Source organism: Pseudoneobacillus rhizolycopersici, from assembly GCF_054786815.1.
Window position 1 is genome coordinate 93,631 of sequence record NZ_JBTOOE010000007.1, and the last position, 16,264, is coordinate 109,894.

Here is a 16,264-nt window from a genome sequence, read left to right on the forward strand (position 1 = left end):
TCCTTTCGAAGAGAGAATTCTATTGATGATTTTGTAATTTAAGTTTTTGCAGGGCCATTTGTGCTGCATGTTGTTCAGCTTCTTTTTTTGACTTGCCTATTCCAATTCCAAGGTCCCCACCGTTTAATGATACTTGAGATTTAAACTCCCGATTATGGGCCGGTCCTATTTCTTGAAGGATCCGATATTCCAGTATTCCTAAACTGTCGCGTTGAACCAATTCCTGAAGTTGACTTTTAAAATCCATCACATGAGAAAAAGCACCGGTATGAATTTTGGGATAGACGTTTTTTTCCAAAAATTCAATAACTGTTTCAATTCCTTTATCTAAATAAAGTGCCCCGATAAATGCCTCGAAGACATCAGCTAAAAGGGCTGGGCGTTCTCTTCCCCCCGTCATCTCCTCCCCTTTTCCAAGGAGGATTAAGCGACCAAAAGAAAGTTCATTTGCAAAATTAACTAAAGAAGGTTCACAAACAATGGCCGCCCGTAGCTTCGTTAATTCCCCTTCACTCATCATTGTGTATTTTTTATAGAGAAATTGCGAAACAGTTAATTCTAGAACGGCATCCCCTAAAAACTCTAGCCTTTCATTATCTTCAAAGGGTCTCTTTCGATGCTCATTCACATAGGATGAATGTGTAAATGCTTGCCTTAATAATCTTTCATCAGTAAATTGAATTCCAATATCTTCTTGAAATTGTTTAAAAAGCTGATCCTTTGCGCGGTGATAACTTTTTTCGCTCTTGCGCATATCATTTCCACCTTACTTTCTATCTCCATCTTACCAATTTTAAAAAATCTTATAAGAAAAGGCAATGGCACCTACTAGTTTTCGAAAAATAAAATAAAGCCCCGTAAAAAACGGAGCTTTCTTTGAAATCTGATGACTATAATTTACTTTGTATGTAGTTAACTGCGTCACCAACTGTGGCAATTTTTGCAGCATCATCGTCAGAGATTTCCATATCAAACTCATCTTCTAATTCCATTACAAGCTCAACTACATCAAGAGAATCTGCACCAAGGTCCTCCTTGAATGATGCTTCAAGTTTCACCTCAGATTCATTTACTCCTAGACGGTCAATAACTACTTTCGTAATGCGCTCTAGAACTTCTGCCATGCTCATTCACCTCCCCTCAAGCCATTATAGTAGATTTTATTTAAAGAATAAAGTTCATTCCTTTAAATATTGGAATCAATATTACATAACCATTCCGCCGTCGACATGTAATGTTTGCCCTGTCATATAGGCGCTGTCGTCTGATGCGAGGAATAGGGCCACTTTTGCAATGTCTTTAGGCTCGCCAAATCTTGCAAGTGGAATTACTTTCAACATTTCGGTCTTTACATCTTCCGTAAGCTTATCTGTCATATCTGTTGTAATGAATCCAGGCGCAATCGCATTAACGGTTATATTACGCGTTGCTAATTCCTTAGCACTTGTTTTTGTTAAGCCAATTACTCCAGCCTTGGCTGCAACATAGTTAGCTTGTCCAGGATTTCCGCTAACACCGACGATTGAGGCAACATTAATGATTCTGCCATAACGTTGTTTCATCATTTGCCGAGTAACAGCTTTCGTTACAAGAAATACACCCTTTAAGTTGATGTTGATGACATCATCCCATTCGTCTTCTTTCATTCTCATTAATAGATTATCTCTTGTAATACCAGCATTGTTTATGACAATATCCAATTTTCCAAAACGGTCAACTGTTTCTTTAACCATATTAGTAACGGCTTCAGAATTTGATACATCACATTGGACAGCAAAAGCATCCTGCCCCATTTCCTTTATTAAATCAACTACTTCATTTGCTTTCGCTTCACTGCCAGAATAATTGACGGCAACATTTGCCCCGTGCTTAGCCATCTCAATAGCTATTTCACGACCAATACCCCTTGATGCTCCTGTGACAAGAGCAACTTTGCCAGCTAATTTCATTATTTCTCCCCCTTCAAGGCTTCAACTGTGGAATGTGCACTTTCGATATCGGAGACAGAGAAAGTTTTCACCGATTTATCAATTTTCTTTACTAATCCAGACAAAACTTTTCCTGGCCCAATTTCAATAAAGGTATCGACACCCATTTCGATCATTTTTCTGACAGAATCCTCCCAAAGGACTGGGGAATAAAGTTGTTCGACTAATTTTTCTTTAATCGTATTACGGTCAGTAATAGAGTCAGCCAGGACATTGGCAACTACCGGAATATTTGCATGAGCAATATTCATTTCACTTAAGACTTCCTTAAAATTATCTGCAGCAGGTTTCATCAATTCTGAGTGGAATGGTCCGCTTACATCAAGAGGAAGAGCACGTTTTGCCCCTGCGTCCTTTGCTCTTACACAAGCAATTTCAACACCTTGTCTAGTACCCGAAATCACAATTTGTCCTGGGCAATTTAAATTAGCCAATTGAACAGGATTTCCTTCTTCCGTAACGGAATTGGTTACCTCCAATAATGCTTCACGCTCTATTCCTAGAATTGCTGCCATTGTTCCTTCACGGTTTGGTACTGCCGCTTCCATAAGTTCACCACGTTTTCTGACGGCATACACAGCTTCATCAAACTCCATTGCACCAGCAGCAACCAGTGCAGAATATTCGCCAAGACTATGACCGGCAACATAATCAGCTTTTATTCCAAATTCACTGAAAAAAGACAGTGCCACCATACTTGTGGTTAGAAGTGCAGGTTGAGCATTATAAGTTTGTGTTAATTCTTCTTGAGGACCATTAAAAATTAAGGTAGATAATGAAAACTGAAGTTTTTCATCGCACTTTTTAAATAGGTCAGCACATCTTTCATTATGCTTAGCAAAATCTTCTCCCATTCCTACCGTCTGCGAACCTTGACCAGGAAAGATAAAGGCTATTTTCCCCATATGTACACCTCTTTTATTAACTGTTAATTTGATATTCTTCAATTGCTTTTTGGATTAATGGTGTTACGTCTTCTTTTACCATCAAATTAGCTTGACGTATGGCACTATAAATGGCTTGGGCATCTGATGAACCGTGTGCTTTAATAACAGGTGCTTTTAAACCAAATAATCCAGCACCACCATACTCAGAATAATCCATTTTGTTTTTTAGATGATATAAGTCTGGCTTCAGGACAGCTGCAGCCAACTTTGCTTTAAGACTTGATGTTAATGCCCCCTTAAGCATTTTAAATACAGAGAGGGCAGTTCCTTCAATCGTTTTAAGAACCATATTTCCAGTAAAACCATCTGTCACCACTACATCAGCTACCCCTTCTAATAAATCACGCGCCTCTACATTTCCAATAAAATGGATTGGGGCTGTTTTTAATATTTCAAATGTTTGTTTCGTGAGCTCATTTCCCTTTTTCTCTTCTGTACCAATATTTAACAAACCAACACGAGGTGTTTTAATCCCTCTTACTTTCTCGCTATAAATCGATCCCATTATTGCGTATTGAAGAAGATGGTCGGGCTTTGCATCTACATTGGCTCCCACATCTAACAGTAAAAACCCTTCCCCACCAATCGTTGGCAAAGTTGGTGTTAGTGCCGGGCGGTCAATCCCTTCTATTCGACCAACAACAAATAAACCTGCAGCCATTAAAGCACCAGTATTTCCTGCTGAAATGCAAGCATCTGCCTTATTATCTGCAACCATTTGGGCAGCCAATACCATGGAAGCATTTTTCTTTCTCCTAACAGCTCGAACCGGTTCATCGGTACCGAGGATAATCTCATCTGTATGAAGGATTTCAATCCGTTCTTTATTGGTTAAGTAGTGATTAATTTCGGTTTCATTCCCGACAAGTGTAATATGTATATTTTTATCATTCTCTACAGCTTTCATTGCTCCTAAAACGATTTCCTTTGGTGCATTATCTCCACCCATTGCATCAATGGCGAGTTTCATCTTGTCTCATCCTTTTAGATTCAAATTAGTTTTGAACGGAACATATCAAAATCACCAGTAAATACTAGTTCATTATTAACATAACTATTTACTTCTACACTAGTTCTGCCATTTTCCTGATCAATCCTCAAAACCTTAGCTTTAGCAATCACTCGTTCATTTTCCTTGACTAGCCGTTTAAATTGTATATTGGACTTTGCTGTTAAGGCTAATTCATCATTAATGACCGCAACAGCCAATGAATTGGCTTGAGCAAATAAATGATGACCTCTAGCAATTTTATTTCGCTTAAAAACATGTTCCTTTTTAACATCAAAAATGGAAATAGCACTGTGATCCAGTTGTATATCTATGATTTCCCCAATTACTTCATCGATGGGTAAGGATCTTACTTCATCATCAAAACGCTTTTCTGCCACAGTTTTTATTCGTTCGCGAAGTTCCGGTATCGAAAGTTCTAAACGATCTAGACGAATGGTTTGTACACTAACAGAAAATTTATCAGCTAATTCCTCATCCGTAATAAAGGGATTTTCTTTTATTGTATCAGTCAACATCTGTTGACGTTCCTTTTTATTAAGCCTCATTCATTACACACCATCCGAGATATTATGACTAGGTACTAATAGTAGTATAAAAGTAAAAAAAAAAGATTGCAAGAAATTCATTTCATCTTACAATCCTCATTTTTAATTAATCTAACTTTTCCCCATCAAGAACACCTGATTGCTGTAGGTTTTTCCTTAAATACTGGTATTCTTCAGAATTCCAGAATGCATGTGACTGTATTAATTGAGCAGCATCATTTCTGGCTGTTTCTAAAGCACGATAATCATGCACCATGTCAGCAATTTTGAATTCCGGTAGTCCACTTTGCTTCTTCCCAAAAAAATCACCAGGACCTCTTAATTCCAAATCCTTCTCACTCAGTACAAAACCATCGTTCGTTTCCGTCATGATTTTCATTCTTTCTTTCCCGATATCGGTTTTAGGGTCTGCTAATAGAATACAGTAGGATTGTTCACTTCCTCGACCGACCCTCCCTCTCAACTGGTGTAATTGAGAGAGGCCAAATCTCTCTGCATCATAGATAAGCATAAATGTCGCATTAGGTACATTCACTCCGACCTCGACGACAGTAGTAGAAACAAGGACTTGGGTTTCATTTATACTAAACGCCCTCATGACTTCTTCTTTCTCAGCACTTGGTAATCTTCCATGCATTAGTCCAATTTTATATCTATCCTGAAAATGGTGACTTAATATACTGTGAACATCAATGGCGTTTTGAACATCCAGTTTTTCTGATTCCTCAATTAACGGGCATATGACATAGGCTTGTCTTCCTTTAACTAATTCTTTTTCCATAAAGTTTAATACTCTTTGAAGCATATCCTGTTTCGCCCAATAGGTTTCAATTGTTTTTCTTCCGGCAGGCATTTCATCAATGATTGAAACATCCATTTCCCCAAATGCTGTGATGGCCAATGTTCTCGGAATGGGTGTTGCCGTCATAAACAAGACATCTGGATTTTCACCCTTTTCACGCAGAACTCTCCGTTGTTCCACTCCAAAACGGTGCTGCTCATCTGTAATGACAAGACCTAATCGTTGAAAACGTACCTCATCCTGGATTAGCGCATGTGTTCCTATCAGAATATTGGTTTCCCCAAGTTCTAAACTCTCTAAAATTCTTTTTCTTTCCTTTCCTTTAATTGAACTAGTAAGTAGTTCACATTTAATATTACAAGGTGTCAACAAATTCTTTAAAGATTCTGCATGTTGTTCCGCTAAGATTTCCGTGGGGACCATCAAGGCACCTTGGTATCCTGCTGAAAAAGAGGCAAATAACCCAATTGCGGCTACAACGGTTTTGCCAGAACCTACATCCCCTTGTAAAAGCCGATTCATCCGATAAGGAGACTTCAAATCCGATAGAATTTCCTTGACAACTCTTTTTTGGGCATCTGTAAGCGGAAATGGAAGTGACTGAATGAAGTTTTTTAATTTATCATTTTGGTAGATTTGTGATAACCCGGCAGAATGCTCTCGTTCAAATTTTCTGAGCGCTTGAATTTTTATTTGGAATAATAAAAACTCCTCATAAACAAATCTTCTTCGTGCTTGTTTAACGTCTTGTTCTGACGTCGGAAAATGCAAAGCTTTTAATGCATCCCGCCGGTTTAAAAGTCGATACTGCTGTAACAAGCTTTGTGGTAAGTTTTCCTCAACCTGATTGCCGAACTGTGAAAAAGCAAGTTGAACAAAACGCCTAATTCCCTTCATTGTCAAATTTCCTTTTAGATGGTAGACAGGCTCAAAATCTTTAGCTTGTATGCTATCCGCTTTTTTCATTTCATTCGCAGTAATCGTTTGACGAAATTTATCCCATTTTCCTGTGACAGTAATGGGGGCATTAACCTCTAATTTGCTTTTTATATATGGTTGATTAAAAAAAACAACGTTAATTAAATAGCGATCCACTAGAACTCTTACCGTTAATTTCGATTTTTTTCGACCATAGTAGATAAGAGAAGGCTCGCTATGAACCTTCCCTTCAATGGTTACTCTTTCCTCATGCTGAACTTCTGCAAGGTCCTTTAAACGATAATCCTCATACCGATAAGGAAAGTATTCCAATAAGTCATTAATGGTAAATACTTTAATTTCTATTAATGCATTTGCTGTTTCTTCCCCAATCCCTGTAATGGCGGTTACGGGTTGGTAAAGGTTTTGACTCACTTTTTGTCGAGCGGAATACCAAAGATTTTCGCTTCTAAAGCTCGACCAGTAGGTGTTGCCGCCAGTCCTCCTTGGGCCGTTTCTTTTAAAGCGGTCGGCATTGATTGCCCAATTCTAAACATGGCTTCAATAACCTCATCACATGGTATCCGGCTTGTAATGCCTGCTAGTGCCATATCGGCGGCAACCATTGCATTTGCTGCACCCATAGCGTTTCGTTTCACACAAGGAACTTCTACGAGTCCTGCAACAGGATCACACACTAAGCCAAGCATATTTTTTAACGTTATGGCCATTGCTTCTGAACATTGCTGTGGCGTTCCACCAGCCATTTCAACAATGGCAGCTGCAGCCATCCCTGCCGCCGAACCCACCTCTGCTTGGCAGCCGCCTGCTGCACCTGAAATAGAAGCGTTGTTGGCAACTACAAATCCGAATGCACCCGAAGTGAAAAGAAATCTAACCATCTCTTCCCTTGTTGGCTTTAATTTATTTTTCACTGCAAATAATGTACCTGGTACTACACCTGCAGATCCAGCTGTCGGTGTTGCACAAATGGTCCCCATCGCAGCATTTACCTCATTAGTGGCAACAGCTTTACTAACAGCTTCTAAGACCGTTTGTCCGGAGAGGAAGTTTCCTTTTTCAATATACTTTTGTAAAAGGACAGCATCCCCACCTGTTAAACCTGAATGAGATTTAACCCCTTTTATCCCTTTTTCTACCGCTTCTTCCATTACAACAAGGTTACGCTCCATCATTCCCATAATTTCCTCTCGGGTAGTTCTGCGTACCTTCATCTCTTGCTCGATCATGATATCAGAAATTTTTTTATTTTGACTTACCGCTAATTCAACTAATTCAGCAACATTTCGAAACATTATCATATCCCCCTAAAATAAATCTAGCCTGTGTTGCTAGATTAATCTACAATTTTAGTTACTTTGAGAATATTGGGGAGTTGTTCAATCTCATGAATAACCAGATCCTCAATATTATGATCAACTTCAATCGTCATTAAAGCAAGCTTTCCGACTTCTTTACGTGAAACCTCCATATGACCGATATTTATTTCATGTTTAGCAAGTACACTGGCAACGTTCGCAATCGCACCAAAACGGTCATTATGGACAACTAGTATTGCTGGATGGTGTCCGGATAGCTTTAATTGGAATCCATTCAACTCAGTTATCTCAATTTTTCCACCGCCAATGGAAATCCCGACTAATTCGAGTTCTCCTTGATCATCTCCGATAAACACTCGGGCAGTATTGGGATGGTCCGTAACCGCATCCTCTTCAATAAAACTAATCTTCATGCCTTTCTCTTTTGCAATATCAATTGCTTGTATAATTCGTTCATCATCAGTATCAAAATCTAGTATTCCACCAATAAGGGCAACATCTGTTCCATGTCCCTTATAAGTTTGTGCAAAAGACCCATATAACGAAATGGATGCCCATTTAGGCTCACGGCCAAATAAATTTCTGGCAACTCGCCCAATCCTAGCAGCTCCTGCTGTATGAGAGCTTGAAGGACCAATCATGATTGGACCAATAATATCAAAGACACTTTTATACTTCAAAGGTTTCTCCCCCTACCATCAACTCAGATTTAAACAACATCTCTATAATAATTATATTAGAAACTTAACAGTTTGGCTCCAAATTTGATTAAATCCCTTATTTTTACACCAAAAAAATAGAAGGGAGCCCCTTCTATTTTATAGTTAAATTATTCAATTGCAAATATAAAAGAATAAAGTGGCTGCCCACCATTATGGACTTCGATCTCAAGGTCTTCATTGAGACCTTCAATAAAGCCAACTAATTCTTCAACTTCATCGTCAGTTGTATCCTCACCTTGAAGAATGGTTAAAATCTCTACATCTTCATCAACCATTTGACGTAGTAGCTCTTTAGCCGCTTCAAGCTTGTTCTTATTTTTCACGACAATCTTACCTTCATTTAGCCCCATAAAATCATCTTTTTCAATTTCAAGACCTTCAATGCTTGTATCTCTAACAGCAAAGGTAATTTGCCCAGTTTTAACGTGATTCAATGCTTCAGTCATTGTATTCTTGTTAGACACTAAATCCGTTGTAGGATTAAAAGCTAAAAGGGCGGTCATTCCTTGTGGTACCGTCTTAGAAGGAATCACAATAACCTCTTGTTCTGAAACCTCGGCTGCTTGTTCAGCTGCCATAATAATATTTTTATTATTTGGTAAAATAATGACTTTTTTGGCATTTACTTCGTTTATTGCTTTGACGATATCCTCCGTACTAGGGTTCATCGTCTGACCACCTTCAATCACAGCCGACGCTCCAATACTTTTGAAAAGCTTGGCTATACCGCTTCCCATTGAAACAGCAACAATACCATACTCTTGTTTCTCTGTCTTTTTTACATTCTTTACAGCATCTGAATGATTTGTTTCCCCAATAATGTTCGTATGCTGCTGGCGCATGTTTTCAATTTTAATATTAATAAGGCTACCGTATTGTTGACCGTAACTTAAGCAATTACCCGGTTGTTCTGAATGAATATGAACCTTTACAATTTCCTGATCGGAAATCACTAATAAAGAGTCACCAAAATCGCTTAAATCATTACGGAACTTTTCTTCTGAGAACGGATGGTTTAATAGCTTATCCTCTTCAAATTTCACCATAAACTCCGTGCAATAGCCAAATTCAATATCCTCGGTATTGATATGACCTTGAACAGCTTTATGGTGCTCTGCACTAACAAGGTCATCCATGCTGGTTAAAAGATTAGTCACTTCCGGTAGGCTCTCCCCTTTTAGGACAGCTAAAAAGCCCTCATAAACAAACACTAATCCTTGTCCACCACTATCGACGACTCCAACTTCTTTTAATACAGGTAATAGGTCTGGAGTGCGATTTAATGAAGCACGAGCTTCCTTCAGCACTTCTTCCATAATCGCAATAATATCGGACTCCTTTTTGGAAACCAATACCCCTTTTTTGGCGGAATCTTTAGCAACGGTTAAGATTGTTCCTTCAACCGGTTTCATTACAGCTTTATAAGCTGTTTCGACCCCAGCCTCCAAAGCTTGAGCAAATTCTTTTCCATTAATAACATTTTTTTGCTCAATCGCTTTTGAAAAACCGCGAAATAACTGTGATAAAATAACCCCAGAATTTCCACGAGCTCCCATCAGTAAACCTTTTGATAAAGCGATACCAACCTTGCCAATATGGTCCTGGACGTTATTTTTAACTTCCTTAGCCCCAGAAGACATCGACAAATTCATATTGGTTCCAGTATCACCATCAGGTACTGGAAAAACGTTTAGCGCATCGACCAATTTGGCATTGGCAGCTAAATGATTAGCCCCCTGAATGACCATTTCACTAAAACGTTTCCCATCTAATGTGGTTATTGACACAAATCCTTCCTCCTTACAAGTACTCGTCACAAAGCCGAGTCTATGGTTCGTTAAGACGAACAAGTTCGTTTACCAACGAATATTATGGGTTCAATACGCGAACTCCTTGAACGAAAATGTTTACTGAATCAACAGCAAGGCCAACTGTTTTGTCAAGCGTGTATTTCACCTTGGATTGCACGTTATGAGCAACTTCAGAAATTTTCGTTCCATAGCTTACGATAATATACATATCGATATGTACCTCTTCATTTTCTTGACGAACGATCACACCGCGAGTGAAATTTTCTCTTCGCAAAATATCGGTTAAACCATCCTTCAATTGATTCTTTGATGCCATTCCTATAATTCCATAACAATCAACGGCAGCTCCACCTGCAATTGTGGCAATTACTTCATTAGAGATATCAATATGGCCAAATTTCGTTTTCATTTCGATGGACATGAGTCGTTCCCCCTTTGGAAATTGCTCCTTGACTACAGACATTTTACTATAACCTCACATATTTTAAAAGGAATTCTTATTGTCAAGGAAAAATTCTTGAAAGCATTTGATTACATCTATTGCATTCATTAAAGTTGTGTGATAAATTATTAAAGTATGTTTGAGGTAGAAAAACAGTTTCATTTGTTTTTCTCATTAACAGATTGTCCAAATTTTATAAAAATAAGCGTACAAGATTTTACGCTTTTGATTGTAAGGAGGGAAATTTAATGCCACGTAAATGTGTAGTAACTGGTAAAAAGACTCGTTCTGGAAACGCTCGTTCCCATGCAATGAACGCTACAAAGCGTACATGGGGTGCAAACCTACAAAAGGTACGTATTCTTGTTGATGGAAAACCTAAACGTGTTTGGGTTTCAACTAGAGCACTTCGCTCTGGAAAAGTTGAGCGTGTATAATTTTTAAAGACATCCTTTTTTAGGATGTCTTTTTATTTTTACCATTTTAAAGAAAAAATAAAAGTATCCTTCTGTTGTTAAGGATACTTTTATTTCTAAAAGGCTGTTTAGCTACCATGTTAATCCTTTTTAAAGGCTCCAATCATCGCTCGGACAAGTCCGCCTAGAAATTTTGGCAGTTTAATTGTATAAAACTTCATACTGTCCCTCCTCACAAACTTTTACACCCATATCATCTTATTCACATTTACTTATTTAGTACTAAAAAAACGGGCAATCAATCATGACTTCTTATCACTATTAATATGCCGTCCAAAAAAGAATAAGTACCATAATCAGAAATAAGTTCGTTACTTATACATAGTGTGCTGCCATAAGAAATATTCCTTTCTATTAAAGAATATTTAAATCCATGAAGGGTTAATTTTTCGATAGTAGGTGTAAAAGGCAAAAAGGAGACATACTGTTTATCAGAATGTTTTAATAGATGATATGTTCCTGCACTTTTTAGAAAGACGATATTCTTACAGTCGATAATAGAGATTTCACAATTTAATCCACTCGATAGCCCTTTATATAACATTTGTAGATTAGCTAAAAAATGATCAACCCTTCCACCTGTCGCACCAAAAATTCTAATTTCAGTTGGGGATTGTGTTAGTGCCCAATCTAAGGCAAGTTCCAAATCCGTTTCGTCCTTTTCGGGTAAGAATTTATTTATTTGTTGTAATTCTTTTTCAAGGATGAGAAATTCTGCATGGGAAACAGAGTCAAAATCTCCAAACGCATAGTCTGGTTTTATCCCAAGTGAGAGAAGGGTAAATACGCCACGATCGACCCCTACCCAAATAACATTTTCACTATTATAGCCTTGTAAATCGGGTAATTGGGTTGTCGGACCTCCTGCCAAAATATTAATAATCACTTAAATACCTCCTGAAAAAAGACTAACCTTTTTGAGGTTAGTCTTTTAATCTTTCTTAACGTCAAGCTACACCGCCCAGTCATACGTGGCTATGCATCCGTTTTCGCTTTTGTCATTATCCTCTTAAGTTTGCGATGGCCTTACTTCTATCCAATTGATTATAGATGGCGGAACCTGCGACTAATACCGTCGCTCCAGCTTCGATACAGAGTTTTGCTGTTTCTTCATTTACCCCACCATCAATTTCAATTTCAACATCCAACCCTTTATCTTCAATCATCTTTCGTACCTGTTTAATTTTCGAAATGACTTCTGGGATAAATGCTTGCCCGCCAAATCCAGGATTAACTGACATGAGTAGAACCATATCAATGTCACCTAAAATATGCTTAATGGAATCAATAGGCGTGGCGGGATTCAAAACTACTCCAGCTTTAACTCCATATGATTTAATCAGCTGGATCGTCCGATGTAAATGTCGGCATGTTTCCACATGTACGGTTAGATAATCGGCCCCGGCTTTTGCAAACACTTCAATATACTGGTCTGGATTTTCAATCATTAAATGTACATCAAGAGGTAATTTGGTAATCGGTCTTATTGCTTCAACAATTAGAGGACCAATTGTAATATTTGGAACAAAATGACCATCCATCACATCTACATGAATGTAATCAGCCCCGCCTTTTTCTACATCTTTTATTTCTTCACCAAGCCTAGCGAAATCGGCTGAAAGAATTGAAGGTGCTATCTTAACCATATTTTAGTACCTCGGCTTTCGCTCTTTAATTTCTTGAATAAATTCTTTATAATCATTGTATCGATACTCTGCAATGCTGCCTTCAAGTACCGCTGCTTTAACCGCACATTTAGGTTCTGATAAATGTTTACAACCTCTAAACTTACAATTTTCGCTCATCCGTAAAAACTCCGGGAAACAGTAATTTAAATCTTCTTGTTCAATCTCAAGAAATTCCAAAGAACTGAAACCCGGTGTGTCCGCTACTAATCCACCTGCCACTTTAATCAGTTCTACATGTCTGGTTGTATGTTTTCCCCTGCCTAAATGAGAGGAAATGATATCTGTCTTTAACTCTAAATCAGGTTTCAAAGCGTTTAATAACGATGACTTGCCTACACCAGATTGACCGGCAAAAACGGAAATTTTCCCATCTAAATGAGGGTTTAACTCTGCTAATCCATCTTCTGTTTCGGAAGAGGTTAGCAATACCTCATATCCGATCTCTCGATAATCCTGTGCATACTTTTCGATTAAAGCCCTTTCTTCCTCATTCGTTAAATCCATTTTCGTCATAACGATTAATGGACGGATATTATTAAACTCAACTAAAACAAGAAATCGGTTAAGCAATGATGCACTGAAGGCGGGTTCGACAGCTGAAAAAACAAGTAGAGCTTGATCAACATTCGCAATTGGTGGTCGGACAAGTTCATTTCTACGCTCTTTAATTTCTAGAATATATCCTTCACTCTCATTTTCAGCCTGGAAAACAACCTCATCTCCAACAAGAGGAGTCACTTTATTTTTGCGAAAAACTCCACGGCCACGACATTGAATAATTTCTTCCTGATTGATCACATAATAAAACCCACTTAACGCTTTAAGAATCTTCCCTTCAGGCATAGCAACGCTCCTTACTTATTAATCCGGATAATCTACTTCTTCTTCCTCAATAACCACATCGTCCCTAAAAATCTTATAGCCTGCTTTTTTACCATGTGGAATTAATAATTCGATGTTTCGCTCCTGTGATTCCGTAATGGCATAGGTTTCAGCTGGAGTAGTCATCGTGCGATTCATATCATCAATATAGATTCGAATCATTTGTGGGTTCCCTTCCACCATTGGTTCATAAGGGATGAAGACAGGAACCTTTACAGTTTTTGGCGGAATCTCTTCCTTTCCTTTAGAGAGGGTTACCTTAACCGTATCACCTTTTTTTAGCTCTGAATTTGGAGGTGGTGACTGATTAATGACCGTTCCCTCTGGAGCTGTGTCACTGTATTCCAAATGAGTCATATCAATAACTAAACCAGAAGATGCTTGATATTCTTCGACACTTTTTTGATTAAAACCAGTTAAATCCTTTAATTTGATTAACTCCGGTCCTTTACTTACCGTAAACTTCATGATCGTTTCTTCTGGAACTACTTCTTCATTTGCTGCCGGAACTTGCTCTAAAATGGTGCCCGGTTCACTAGAATCATATACTGGTTTATTCTCAATATCCTTAAAATTTTTATTTTCTAGCAAACGAAAGACATCATCATATTGCCTGCCAACATAATCTGATAATTCAAACGTCTTTTTCCCGGTACTAACATAAAGATCTATCGTGTAGCCCTCTTTTACCGTTTTCCCTGCCCCAGGGTTTGTTTTGATAATGGCTCCTTCAGGGACATTTTCGTCGTTGATTTGCATTTCTTCGCCTATCTCGAACCCCAATTTTTCAAGCTCAGATTTTGCCTTTTCTAGCTCTTTCCCCGTTAAGTCAGGCACCTCAATTTCATCTGGACCCAGTAAAGAAGGTAACACTGTTAACGAAAAGATACCCAATAAAATCACTAATACAACGGAACCTAAAATAAACGGCCATTTTTTCCGTTTTTTCTTTTCAGGTTTAGAGTTTACAACCTTTTCAACTGGTGGTGTTTTGGTAGCCACAATTGTTTCATCCAAATTTTTAAAAGGTCGCTCCGCTGTGATAATCGGTATCGCTTTCGTTGCCTCGTCATCTAATGGTATCGTAAATTTTGGTTCATTCATTCGCTCTGGGTCTAGCGCAGTGAATAAATCTTCTTCCATTTCCTCGACACTATTATAACGGTGAAAAGGATCCTTTGCTGTAGCTTTTAAAACTATATTTTCAACACTTTGCGGGATTGTCGGATTCCATCGTTTAGGAGATGGAGTTTCCGATTGTAGATGCTTTAAGGCAATCGAAACGGCAGACTCTCCAGAAAAAGGTAGTCTTCCAGTTAACAACTCAAATAAAACGATTCCTAAGGAATAGATATCTGATTTTTTATTAGCTGACCCACCTCTAGCTTGTTCTGGTGATAGATAATGCACTGAACCCAGCACCGAATTGGTTTGGGTTATACTTGTAGCACTTAGAGCCATTGCAATTCCAAAATCAGTAATTTTAACATTACCTTTTTTATCGACTAATATATTATGTGGTTTAATATCGCGATGGACAATATGGTTTTGATGTGCATGAGAAATGGCCGAAGTCAGTTGTTTCATAATTTCCAAGGCCTCATCCACGCGTAGCGGGGCATTTTGCTGTATGTATTGTTTCAGTGTTTGCCCATCTACGAATTCCATCACAATATAATATAGACCATCCTCTTCCCCAACATCATAAATATTAACGATATTTGGGTGGGCCAAGCTTGTTGCTGATTGTGCTTCCCGATGAAAGCGTCGAATAAATTCTTCATCGTTGGCAAAATCCATTCTTAACATCTTTAAAGCTGCATCACGGTCTAAAATCATATCATGAACGAGGTAGACATTTGCCATGCCTCCTCCGCCAATCATATCAATGATTTTATATCGACCGCTTATTCGTTTTCCATTAATCATAGCCGATGACCACCCTCCTGCAGAGAGGAAGTATGCTCAACAATACATAAGGTAATATTGTCTTCTCCACCATACAGATTGGCTAGGCGAATAAATTCATGTGCACGGGCTTCTAAATCTTCCGTTTTTGAAAGAATGTCAACCATTTCCTGTTCACTGACTTTATTTGAGAGGCCATCCGTACAAATAAGGAGAAAATCACCCTGTTCAAAAATAACAGTTAAAATATCCATCTCAACATTTTGTTCCGTTCCTAGTGCCCTTAAGATGACATTTTTACGTGGATGGTGTTCGGCATCTTCCCTAGTTATTTGACCAGTTCGAACAAGCTCATAAACCAATGAATGATCCTCCGTTAGTTGTTTATATCCGGACTCATTTAAAAGATAACATCTACTGTCACCTATATGAGCTAGACTTACGAACTGTTCGGTACAAATTGCAGCGATAATGGTAGTTCCCATTCCTTCACATTCCGAATGTTCAATTGAATAAGAATATAATAGTTGATTAATTTCTGTTATTTTTTGTCTTAACCATTTTTCCGCTTGTTCTGCGGTTTCAATATCTTTTGTTTCCAGCCATTCCCTTTGAAGAAAGTTAATGGTCATATGACTTGCAACATCACCTGCTCGATGACCACCCATACCGTCCGCTACAACAGCAAGGCAAATTCCATCCAGATTTTCGAAGATTCCCCCATCGTCTTCGTTAAGGATTCGTACTCTCCCCGGATCCGTTTTAAAAATTGTGTTCATCCTT

General features: G+C 38.3%; 18 protein-coding genes. 1 reads left to right on the plus strand and 17 read right to left on the minus strand.

All coding sequences use genetic code 11. The features are described 5' to 3' along the window. Positions 1-19: 19 nt before the first annotated feature. The 11 genes from rnc to ACX9YW_RS09750 all read right to left on the minus strand — a co-directional run bounded on the left by rnc (position 20) and on the right by ACX9YW_RS09750 (position 10,506). Positions 20-754 (minus strand): ribonuclease III, encoded by a 735-nt coding sequence (gene rnc / locus ACX9YW_RS09700; protein WP_460345515.1) that lies wholly within the window; start codon positions 752-754, stop codon positions 20-22. A 136-nt stretch (positions 755-890) separates the two neighbouring features. Beyond that, positions 891-1,124, minus strand: a complete 234-nt coding sequence (acpP, locus tag ACX9YW_RS09705; RefSeq protein WP_460345518.1) for an acyl carrier protein — start codon at positions 1,122-1,124, stop codon at positions 891-893. An 81-nt stretch (positions 1,125-1,205) separates the two neighbouring features. Then, positions 1,206-1,949 carry a 3-oxoacyl-[acyl-carrier-protein] reductase gene (fabG, locus tag ACX9YW_RS09710; protein ID WP_460345521.1) on the minus strand — a complete coding sequence of 248 codons (744 nt, stop codon included), beginning with the start codon at positions 1,947-1,949 and terminating at the stop codon, positions 1,206-1,208. Continuing rightward, the gene (fabD, locus tag ACX9YW_RS09715; protein WP_460345524.1) at positions 1,949-2,893 is read right to left on the minus strand and encodes an ACP S-malonyltransferase; all 945 of its coding nucleotides are present in this window, start codon (positions 2,891-2,893) and stop codon (positions 1,949-1,951) included. The genes fabG and fabD overlap by 1 nt, the downstream gene beginning before the upstream one ends. A gap of 16 nt (positions 2,894-2,909) precedes the next feature. Then, positions 2,910-3,905, minus strand: a complete 996-nt coding sequence (plsX, locus tag ACX9YW_RS09720) for a phosphate acyltransferase PlsX (protein WP_460345527.1) — start codon at positions 3,903-3,905, stop codon at positions 2,910-2,912. Positions 3,906-3,925: 20 nt separating this feature from the next. Then, entirely contained in the window at positions 3,926-4,492 is a 567-nt protein-coding gene (fapR, locus tag ACX9YW_RS09725) for a transcription factor FapR (protein ID WP_460345530.1), read from the minus strand. Between the two features lie 106 nt (positions 4,493-4,598). Next, positions 4,599-6,647, minus strand: a complete 2,049-nt coding sequence (gene recG, locus ACX9YW_RS09730) for an ATP-dependent DNA helicase RecG (RefSeq protein WP_460345533.1) — start codon at positions 6,645-6,647, stop codon at positions 4,599-4,601. Then, positions 6,644-7,528, minus strand: a complete 885-nt coding sequence (gene sdaAA, locus ACX9YW_RS09735; RefSeq protein WP_460345536.1) for an L-serine ammonia-lyase, iron-sulfur-dependent, subunit alpha — start codon at positions 7,526-7,528, stop codon at positions 6,644-6,646. Before sdaAA ends, recG begins: the two co-directional genes overlap by 4 nt. A gap of 41 nt (positions 7,529-7,569) precedes the next feature. Next, positions 7,570-8,232: an L-serine ammonia-lyase, iron-sulfur-dependent subunit beta gene (gene sdaAB, locus ACX9YW_RS09740; protein ID WP_460345539.1), complete on the minus strand. Its 663-nt coding sequence runs from the start codon at positions 8,230-8,232 to the stop codon at positions 7,570-7,572. Positions 8,233-8,381: 149 nt separating this feature from the next. Continuing rightward, positions 8,382-10,061 (minus strand): DAK2 domain-containing protein, encoded by a 1,680-nt coding sequence (locus ACX9YW_RS09745; protein ID WP_460345542.1) that lies wholly within the window; start codon positions 10,059-10,061, stop codon positions 8,382-8,384. Between the two features lie 82 nt (positions 10,062-10,143). Next, positions 10,144-10,506, minus strand: a complete 363-nt coding sequence (locus ACX9YW_RS09750) for an Asp23/Gls24 family envelope stress response protein (protein WP_460345894.1) — start codon at positions 10,504-10,506, stop codon at positions 10,144-10,146. 269 nt (positions 10,507-10,775) lie between these two features. Between ACX9YW_RS09750 and rpmB the strand changes: the two genes are divergently transcribed. Further along, entirely contained in the window at positions 10,776-10,964 is a 189-nt protein-coding gene (gene rpmB, locus ACX9YW_RS09755; protein WP_230495715.1) for a 50S ribosomal protein L28, read from the plus strand. Positions 10,965-11,083: 119 nt separating this feature from the next. Here the strand turns inward: rpmB and spoVM are convergent, their stop codons facing one another. The 6 genes from spoVM to ACX9YW_RS09785 all read right to left on the minus strand — a co-directional run bounded on the left by spoVM (position 11,084) and on the right by ACX9YW_RS09785 (position 16,260). Next, positions 11,084-11,164 (minus strand): stage V sporulation protein SpoVM, encoded by an 81-nt coding sequence (gene spoVM / locus ACX9YW_RS09760; RefSeq protein ID WP_230495796.1) that lies wholly within the window; start codon positions 11,162-11,164, stop codon positions 11,084-11,086. Positions 11,165-11,241: 77 nt separating this feature from the next. Next, positions 11,242-11,889 (minus strand): thiamine diphosphokinase, encoded by a 648-nt coding sequence (locus ACX9YW_RS09765; protein WP_460345546.1) that lies wholly within the window; start codon positions 11,887-11,889, stop codon positions 11,242-11,244. Between the two features lie 115 nt (positions 11,890-12,004). Next, positions 12,005-12,649, minus strand: coding sequence for a ribulose-phosphate 3-epimerase (rpe, locus tag ACX9YW_RS09770; RefSeq protein ID WP_460345549.1), 645 nt, complete (start codon positions 12,647-12,649; stop codon positions 12,005-12,007). Between the two features lie 3 nt (positions 12,650-12,652). Further along, positions 12,653-13,534, minus strand: coding sequence for a ribosome small subunit-dependent GTPase A (rsgA, locus tag ACX9YW_RS09775; protein ID WP_460345552.1), 882 nt, complete (start codon positions 13,532-13,534; stop codon positions 12,653-12,655). A gap of 18 nt (positions 13,535-13,552) precedes the next feature. Next, positions 13,553-15,502, minus strand: coding sequence for a Stk1 family PASTA domain-containing Ser/Thr kinase (pknB, locus tag ACX9YW_RS09780; protein WP_460345555.1), 1,950 nt, complete (start codon positions 15,500-15,502; stop codon positions 13,553-13,555). After that, positions 15,499-16,260 carry a Stp1/IreP family PP2C-type Ser/Thr phosphatase gene (locus ACX9YW_RS09785; RefSeq protein WP_460345558.1) on the minus strand — a complete coding sequence of 254 codons (762 nt, stop codon included), beginning with the start codon at positions 16,258-16,260 and terminating at the stop codon, positions 15,499-15,501. The genes pknB and ACX9YW_RS09785 overlap by 4 nt, the downstream gene beginning before the upstream one ends. Between the last annotated feature and the right edge of the window lie 4 nt (positions 16,261-16,264).